This window comes from Desulfoplanes sp. PS50 (assembly GCF_053851535.1).
In genome coordinates, this window is record NZ_JBSPZA010000058.1 from 1 (window position 1) to 8,475 (window position 8,475).

The following is an 8,475-nucleotide window of genomic DNA, read 5'->3' on the forward strand; positions in this document are numbered from 1 at the left end:
GCATTGCCTATGGATTGACTCGTCTTTTGGCCATGGTTTACGGTCCAAGCGTCGCGCAATCCATGATGCCCATTCCGTGGAGAAAAAATTGTCCCGCAACAGCTGGCTGGGTGGCCAAGGCTGCTGCAAAAATTTTTCGCAATTACAGGGTGCGAAGGTTCTGGGACCGAAAACAGCAAAAATGTTTCTTCCCGGAACAGATATTAAGTCCGAAAACCGGCTCAAAAGCCTAAATTCTCCTAAAATTGTAGTTGAGAGTGTCTTTGAACAGCCGACCCGAAAGGTCGGAATGGATGAGTGCGCCCAAATTTTGAATGACTCAGCTGCCTGAGACTCTAAACTCTAGTTTTATTATTATTTCAGAAAATTTCAATATTGGCAAGAAGCGGAAAGATTTGAAACAGGCAGCGTATGCAATTCGACCCGGTTTTCTTCAACCTGCCGCCCTTTTTGCAGTTATACCGGCATCACTTGAACGCAAATTCGATCTAATCAGCTTGCAATCTCATCCCCATGCATCACATCAAACGGGATCTTTTCTGCTGTTTTTCGGATTTTGGACACACAAAGCCACACGCAACCGCATGGTCGCGCATGGAAGATGGGATTTCAAGGAGAAGTTACCAGATCCGGTAGTAAAGAGTCACTTCAGCGGGAACATCTTTTCGAGCCCCACTTTGCGCGGGATTTTTTCCTGCTTGCAGGCAAAATGATCATGAAAGCGCTTGGAATGCCGGGCCACGAACTCTTTGGTGCCGATGATTCCGGAGTCCGTGAAATAGCGGGTCCGGCATCTGAGCCGGTCGGCAGGGGTCAGATTGTATCCTCTTTTGCGCTCTTTTTCGACCAGCTTCTTGTCCAGCCTGGCCCCCTTGCCCGTATCCAGGGCTCCGGTTTCGTACACGAATTCCCGGTAATGGCGCAGACGATCCTTGGTTTCGATCCCCCAGTCGGCCATGCCCAGATCCAGGCTCAGGAAATCATCCCGGTTGTTGGTCTGGAGATGGTAGCCCAGCGATGACCAGCGATAATCCTCCGGCCGCTTGACGATATTCGCCCGCACGGGGTTGAGATCGATATAGGCCAGGCAATTGACCAGGGTCCGACCATCCTGGACGATGACGCTCTTGAAACGCTCGCCCCAGAGATATCCCTTTCGTCCATTCTTCTTGTTGTAATACCTGGAGAAAGTCTGCTTGACCTCCTTGACGAATTCAGAAAGCGAGCTCCACTTCTGCCTGAGGCCGGGAATTTTTTCCGGAGAGAGCATGGCCTTGTCGCCATGGGCGAGTTTGAATCGCTGCAGCAAGGCGGCCTCGTCTGCGTAATCTTCGGGAAACATGCGCACAAGGAGATGAAAGTGGTTGTCCATGAGGCAGTACCCCAGGATTTCCGTAAAATAGATCCGGGAAAAATGAGAGATCAGCCTCTGCAGTGTGTCCTTGTCAGAATCATCAAAGGGAAGTCCGGACAAGGCGGTACGGGAGATGATGTGGTAGACGGTCGGGGGAGTGGACGCGGGTATGGGATGAAGTGGGTTTTGTTTAGCAGGGTTGAGGGGATGTGGCCAGGATTATTTGCCTGTCCCTTTTCCTGCTTCTTCCTCAAGCGGACTGACCAGAGATTGCTTCAGACCAGGAAACAGGGGCGCAACAGGGTCATTTCCATCGCCTGTGGCTGGATCGGATTTTCTCCTTGGTTGGATAAAAACGCAGTTGCACAGGCCGGTTGAAGATTCTGCAAACGGCCTGTGCGGTTCTCTCAGGCGAGCACCGGCATGTGCTGCCGTGACCATTGGAGGGCGGATCACTCCTGGGAGATAGTCCCCTGCTGTTTTCTGTGTTCCTGCTTCATCCTGTACATGTCTTCGTCGGCCCTGCGAACCAATGTCTCGAAGATGTCCCGGGTGACAGGCTGCTGCCCGTCCGCTTCGCACAGTCCCCAGGAGATCTGAAGCCCCTGGCCGTGAAAGGATATCCGGGCAAGGGTCGCTACCAGCCGCTGCATCACACCCGCGGCAGCTGCTGCATCGGTGCGGCGCAGAACAAGCAGAAACTCGTCCCCGCCATACCGTACGGCCAGATCATCCGTGCGCAGGGTGCGGCCGATGATTCCTGCCAGCTGTTTCAGGGAGGCATCTCCCTGTTTGTGCCCGAAGTTGTCGTTGAGCTCCTTGAATTGGTCCAGATCCACCATCACCACGGTAAAGGTCGCGGACTCCCTGGGCAGCTCGTTTTCCACCCAGCGTTCAAGCCCCCTTCGGGAAAGGAGCCCGGTGAGGGTATCCTGCAGGGAATGTTTCCGGTAGGTGTCCCGGCTGCACTGGAGATCCTTGAGCAGTCGGTGCAGGATGCCGATGATAAAAATGTTTGATCCGACAACAAGGATAATCAGCACGCCCAGAAACGGAAAGAGATTCACAAAGGCCAGTCGCGTGCTGGACGAGAACAGGGAAGCATATCCCGTGCTCACCATAATGGCGGCATCCGCGTCCGGGAGAAATCGGAGCAGCCCGACATCGGTCGCAGTCCGGTAAAGGTCCGGGGATCGTCGGGCAAACGACGGTGCCGTCTCGGCCCTCAGCCTGTTCGCCTCGTCGGTCGGAATAATGGCAAAATGAATGTCCGGGGTTTGCAGTTCCGAAAAAACCCCGCACAGATTGAAGCAGACATAGTCATGTCCCAGAAGCAGACCCGATTCCCTGATGGGTGATTGCACGGTCAGCGACACGGCGCACCGATCGTTCTGCCCCTTGCCGGGATTTAGGGACGGATCAACGTCGAACCGGAGCGACCTGGTCTGGAAGTGTTCCTCAAATCCATGGTCGGGTTCAAGAGGAATGCCGACGGCCGCCAGCACGTGGCCATCCATGATGCGCACGGCACTGGTCAGCTGCTTCAGGGCGGCAGCGCCTTCGTTATACCGGTCGCGATGGTAGCTGGCCAGTTCCTCCCAGGAAATTCTGCCCTCATGAAAGGCGAGCATGTTCCGTTTGAGCATGGTTCTGCTGGACAGGGTCGCTGCCCCTTCTCTGCACCGATCGATAACCGTGACCGCATTGTCCGCGATCGCGTTCGACGAGATGACAAAATTGTCCAGCATGAGCTGTCGCAGGGCGTCACGCATGGGCATATAGAGGATGAAATACGCGGACAGGGCAATGAGCAGGATCAGAAGCGTGACCATGATCCGAATGTGACGAAACGACTTTTTCACCTGTTGTTCCTACCCCAGTGCAGGCTTGTGTGTGCAAATCGGGAATGCTGCATCTTTTCTGGTTGATTTTGAACGTTCTTGTGTGGCTATCTCATGGGAAAAGGCAAGTGATTTTTCATGGTGCCATGTCTGGATATGCCATCGACCCGGATGGCTCAAGCATTGCTTTACCGGGAAGACGGGAAAGGGAAAAAGTGCGCAGGAACGGGCAGGAAGAACAACGGCAGGGAGACGGTCAGCGCTGTTTGTTCAGCCACTCCAGGGAATAGAGGTCGCGGCGGCGGCTTTCCAGATTGCGGACACTGCTGTGCCGGCGCAATTCCTTGAGCAGGTCAAGATCCAGATCCGCGATCAGGGTGGTTTCGGTGTTGGGCGTGGTTTCAGCGGCTATGGCGTCATGGGGGAAGGCGAAGTCCGAGGGGGTGAAGATGGCGGACTGGGAATACTGGATCCCCATGGTCTCCACCTTGGGGATATTGCCCACGCTGCCGGAGATGACCACATAGCACTCGTTTTCAATGGCCCGGGCCTGGGCGCAGCGGCGCACCCGGAGATAGGCATTCTTGGTGTCCGTCCAAAAGGGGACCAGGATGATGTTCACGCCCTGGGTGGCCAGGATGCGGGCCAGCTCGGGGAATTCGATGTCATAGCAGATAAGGATGCCGATCTTGCCGATATCGGTCTGAAAGACCCTCAGCCGGTCGCCGCCGAGCAGTCCCCAGGACCCCCGTTCGTCCGGGGTGATATGCAGCTTGTACTGGGCATCCCAGGTGCCGTCCCGGCGGCAGAGGAAAGAGACGTTGTAGAGTTTGTGGTCCCGATATTCAGGGATCGATCCGGTGACGATATTGATGTTGTAGGCCAGCGCCAGGCGCATGAGCTCTTCGCGCAGGTTCTCGGTGTACCCGGCGAGCTTGCGCATGGCCTCGGGCGGACTGTCTTTTTCGAACTGGGCGATGAGCGGGGCGTTGAAAAGCTCGGGAAAGAGGACCAGATCCGCCTCATAGTCCGAGACCGTGTCCACGAAGAACTCCACCTGCTGCAGGAAATCGTCGAACGAGGCAAATCTGCGCATCTGCCACTGGACCGCGCCCAGGCGGACCACGGTTTTGCGCCCGCCGATGAGACGGGTTTTGGCCTCATAGTAGATGTTGGTCCACCCTAGGAGGACCGCGTTGCCTGCGGACTGGTGATCTTCGGGGTAGTAGCCGCGCAGGAGTTTGCGGATGTAAAAATCGTTTGAAAGCTGAAAGGAGAGCACCGGGTCGTAGATCTCCTTGCGGGTGACCCGTTTGATGTACTCCTGGGGCGTGAGTTCGTCCTTATATTTGCGGTACCCCGGGATGCGGCCACCTACAATGATCGCCCGAAGGTTGAGCTTTTCGCACAATTCCTTGCGGGCATCGTAGAGTCTGCGACCCAGGCGCATGCCCTGATAGTCGGGATGGACAAAGACCTCGATTCCGTAGAGAGAATCCCCGTCCGGATCGTGATTTTCCAGGGTGCCTTCGCCAATGACCTCCAGATAGGTATGCCTGTCGCCGTATTCGGAAAAATCTATGATCAGGGCCAAAGCCACGGCAACCGTCTGCCCCTTGTCCTCGATGCAGATCTGGCCTTCGGGAAACCGCTCGACCATCGCCTCGATCTGCTCCCTGGTCCAGGGAGAATCCACATTCCGGTAGACACGTTCCATGATGGCGCGGATGTGGTCGTAATCCTCGATGCGCAGATTCCGCAGGTGCAGCTTATGTTCAGCCGGGGTGTCGAAGTCCATGAGAGTCTCCTGCCGCTTGTGTCGTGAGAGGTGATCCTGCACCAAAAAAGTGGAATATCGGTTACGTCCATTCTTTTGGCAGGACATACAGTCGGTGCTGAAAATATTTTTTCGACATCGACTGGTAGAAACTATGTATGTACACTCAATATGGAGTCATGGATCTGAATGTACGCGATCAAAAATTCGAATATCATTCGCCAGAATAGTTCCATTACTAGAAAGCAGAATATACATGTTATGGATAGTTGTAATTTTTGTTTTCCATTCAAAGATTTCCAGAATGTCTCTTTTCCAGATGTATATACTGCATCGGAGGTATGAAAAATTTTATGTATAAATTCTGCTAATTTGAATGGTATTATTGGCAAGATAACCGCACCGATATAGTAAAATACGATTAGTGCGTGGTAGCTGATGAATTTTTCAAACGTGAGAAATTCCAACATTGTTTTTATATACATTGTTTTTTCAACATGGGGATATGATTAACTTGGTTGTTGTTTCGATGTTTTTTTCACGACTTTTGTATGTAATTTATTGGGGAATTAAAGTGTTATTTTTATTATTTTGTTACACAGGTGTCGACTTCTCGTCAATATTTCAGGCCCCGTGTGATTTTATCACCCCCGGGGGCTTGAGGTCCCTGTGACAAAGAAGTAGCGAGATGTCCGGAATGTGTTGCCGAGGAGTTGGTCATTCCGTATGAGCGGATCAGAAATTCTGCCTTTCCTGCGCCGGGAGGGGCAATGCCTTTTCCTGGGGCAGGGGGGTGGTCCGTATTTCTGGCATCTGCCGGAATTTTTGAATGAATACAAATCACCGCTGGAGTTGGTTCGACTTTGGTGAGTACTGTATTCAACCTCTTACAACAACTAACGAGCAAGGTCGCTGTATGCAAAATCAAATGTCATGCATCCTTCGAGCATTTATCACTATAGTATTTTTTTTCGGCATTTCAGGATGCGGAATCAATAATTATTTTCTTTCCAAACAGGATCTGTCCCAGGTAAATGACAGATTGGGTGTGATAGAAAAACAATTAGAGATTGAAAAATCAAAAACGGGATTGCTTTTGGAACAGATTCACAAGCAGGAAGGCATGCTGCAGCAAATCCAGGAACACGAACAGATTGTACAGCAGGCTGAAAAAGAATTCATTGCTTCCTTTGAGGCTTTCCAGGTTCAGATGCTTCAGAATCATCAACAAACAGAGCGTCGTCTTGCTGGCCTGAAGCGCGGACTGGTGTTGGACCAGCAGACCAGTCCGGGGTATCAGCAGCCTGTTTTGCAAAACATGGATACAGAAAAGCTCCTGGTCGGAAGGCTGGAAAGGGTTCGAGTCGTTCCCCCGGGACAGGTGTTCCATGCCCGCATCGATACCGGGGCCACGACTTCTTCTCTGGATGCCCGGGATATCCGGGTTTTTGAGCGGGACGGGAGCAAATGGGTCCACTTTCAGATACAGGACCCGGAAAAGAAAGATTCGTACTATGATGTGGAGCGGCCCATTGTCCGCTGGGTCAAAATCATTCAGGCCGCCAACGAGGAGGCATCCCGCAGGCCGGTGGTCAATCTGCAATTTCAGATCGGTCGCATCGAAAGGATGGAAGAGTTCACGCTTGAGGATCGAAGCCACATGGACTACCAGGCCTTGATCGGTCGAAATGTTTTGCGTGACCTGATGGTAGTGGATGTAGCCCACAAGTTTCTCGCCCCACTGCCTCAGGAAGAAATCAATGGGAAAAATCATCAATGAAATCGAAATACGGGTTCTATGGTGTCGTCCTGCTGCTGGTCTGTGCGGGGTTTATACTTGCCTGGCTTCGGCATACAGCCTTTGATGTTCCTTTCAGGCCCGGGCAGGAAAAGGCTGTCTGGCTTGTGGAAGCCAGAATAGATTTTGCAGCCCATGGCGACCCTGTCCGCGTGAGCCTGAATCTTCCGAACAATCCTCCGGGATATCGTCAGGTATCCGGTCAGGCGGCTTCTCCCGGTTACGGGTTTGCAATCGTCGAAGGCAGTGAAGGGCGCAGAGGAGAGTGGACCCGCCGGACCGCCAAGGGCCCGCAGACGCTGTATTATAAAGCACAATTTGTTGAGGAATCTGAAACAGAAAGTGCCTTTGAAGAAAACAGCGAAGCCCCCGTGCCCGTTGATATTTTCTGGGATTCCCTGCAGTCCACTGCAGCCCATCAGCTGGTCGAGCAGGCCTATGCAAAGTCCAGCACGCCTGTGAGCTTTGCCCGGGAGCTGAGCAAGCAACTCACCACCTCCGACCCGGATCAGAATGCCGCTTTGCTGCTGAGCCAATACTCTCTGTCCGCATTGATGATGCGCTTGTTGAACCATGCCGGCATTCCGGCCCGGATTGCTCTGGGATTGGAACTGCAGGATGCCCGCAGATATCAGTCCCTCAAGCCGGTTCTGGAAATTTTTGATTCGGAAAAATGGGTCCCCATGAATCCGAGAACAGGTGTTCACGGCCTGTCCGAAAACATGCTGTTGTGGCAGCGTTCCGGGAAATCTCTTTTGGATGTTGGCGGGGGCGGGGATTCCACTGTCAGATTTTCCATGCTCAGACAGACCATTCCGGCCATGGATCTGGTGAGCCTGCAGGAAGATAAGGGCGGAATCTCACGTTTCAGTCTCTACTCCCTGCCCATTGAGGAGCAAAGCGTCTTCAAGCTGCTTTTGCTTTTGCCTTTGGGGGCCGTAATCGTAGCCTTCATGCGCATCATCGTCGGCATCCGGACCTCGGGGACGTTTATGCCGGTTCTGATTGCGCTTTCCTTTTTGCAGACGAATCTGATTCAGGGCATCTCCGCCTTTGTGCTTATTGTCGCCCTGGGTCTGGTTCTGCGATCCTATCTCTCCCGTCTGAATCTGCTCATGGTCGCCCGCATATCCACACTTATCGTCCTGGTCATCTTTCTGACCTTTATCATCAGCGTTCTGGGCCACGAGATGGGTTTTAACCTCGGTCTGACCATCACCTTTTTTCCCATGATCATCATTGCCTGGACAATCGAGCGCATGAGTATCCTGTGGGAAGAGGACGGCAGTCGGGAAGTGTTTGTCCAGGGGTTGGGAAGCCTGTGCGTGGCGGTTCTGGCCTATGTCTGCATGCGGCTGGACATTGCCCGGCATCTGACATTCAATTTTCCTGAACTCCATCTTGTGCTTCTGGCCGCTATTCTGCTGATGGGCCAGTATACCGGATATAAACTGAGCGAGCTCAAACGGTTCGGTGTGATGAGGGATACAAACTGATATGTGGATCTCTCCCTTTTCTCTGCACAGCAAGGGGTTTTTGGGCATGAACCGGCGTAATGTGTCCTATATCAATCGATATAATACGCGCAGCCGCTATCCCCTTGTGGACGACAAACTCAAGACCAAACTGCTTGCGGAGAAGTTCCGGCTGGCTACGCCGCAATTATTGGGTGTTGTTCGCTACCAGTATGAGGTCAGATCCTTTG

Annotated in this window: 8 protein-coding genes; 4 read left to right on the forward strand and 4 right to left on the reverse strand. The window is 52.9% G+C overall.

Annotated elements, in window-relative coordinates:
• Positions 1-331, forward strand: a 331-nt coding sequence (locus ACTVJH_RS15355) for a hypothetical protein (RefSeq protein ID WP_455992633.1), incomplete at its 5' end; no start/stop codon positions are given.
• 312 nt (positions 332-643) lie between these two features.
• Here ACTVJH_RS15355 and ACTVJH_RS15360 read toward each other — a convergent pair.
• The 4 genes from ACTVJH_RS15360 to ACTVJH_RS15375 all read right to left on the reverse strand — a co-directional run bounded on the left by ACTVJH_RS15360 (position 644) and on the right by ACTVJH_RS15375 (position 5,457).
• On the reverse strand, positions 644-1,525 hold the full coding sequence (locus tag ACTVJH_RS15360) for a transposase (protein WP_455992650.1): 882 nt from the start codon (positions 1,523-1,525) through the stop codon (positions 644-646).
• A 281-nt stretch (positions 1,526-1,806) separates the two neighbouring features.
• On the reverse strand, positions 1,807-3,216 hold the full coding sequence (locus ACTVJH_RS15365) for a GGDEF domain-containing protein (protein WP_455992636.1): 1,410 nt from the start codon (positions 3,214-3,216) through the stop codon (positions 1,807-1,809).
• Between the two features lie 235 nt (positions 3,217-3,451).
• Positions 3,452-4,993: a GNAT family N-acetyltransferase gene (locus ACTVJH_RS15370; protein ID WP_455992639.1), complete on the reverse strand. Its 1,542-nt coding sequence runs from the start codon at positions 4,991-4,993 to the stop codon at positions 3,452-3,454.
• A 131-nt stretch (positions 4,994-5,124) separates the two neighbouring features.
• On the reverse strand, positions 5,125-5,457 hold the full coding sequence (locus ACTVJH_RS15375) for a DUF4282 domain-containing protein (RefSeq protein WP_455992641.1): 333 nt from the start codon (positions 5,455-5,457) through the stop codon (positions 5,125-5,127).
• Positions 5,458-6,095: 638 nt separating this feature from the next.
• Here ACTVJH_RS15375 and ACTVJH_RS15380 point away from each other — a divergent pair.
• The 3 genes from ACTVJH_RS15380 to ACTVJH_RS15390 form a co-directional block, all read left to right on the forward strand.
• Positions 6,096-6,752 (forward strand): ATP-dependent zinc protease family protein, encoded by a 657-nt coding sequence (locus tag ACTVJH_RS15380; RefSeq protein ID WP_455992644.1) that lies wholly within the window; start codon positions 6,096-6,098, stop codon positions 6,750-6,752.
• Positions 6,749-8,266, forward strand: coding sequence for an inactive transglutaminase family protein (locus ACTVJH_RS15385; protein WP_455992647.1), 1,518 nt, complete (start codon positions 6,749-6,751; stop codon positions 8,264-8,266). The genes ACTVJH_RS15380 and ACTVJH_RS15385 overlap by 4 nt, the downstream gene beginning before the upstream one ends.
• 46 nt (positions 8,267-8,312) lie before the next feature.
• The coding region (locus ACTVJH_RS15390; protein WP_455992653.1) for a sugar-transfer associated ATP-grasp domain-containing protein at positions 8,313-8,475 on the forward strand (163 nt) is incomplete at its 3' end.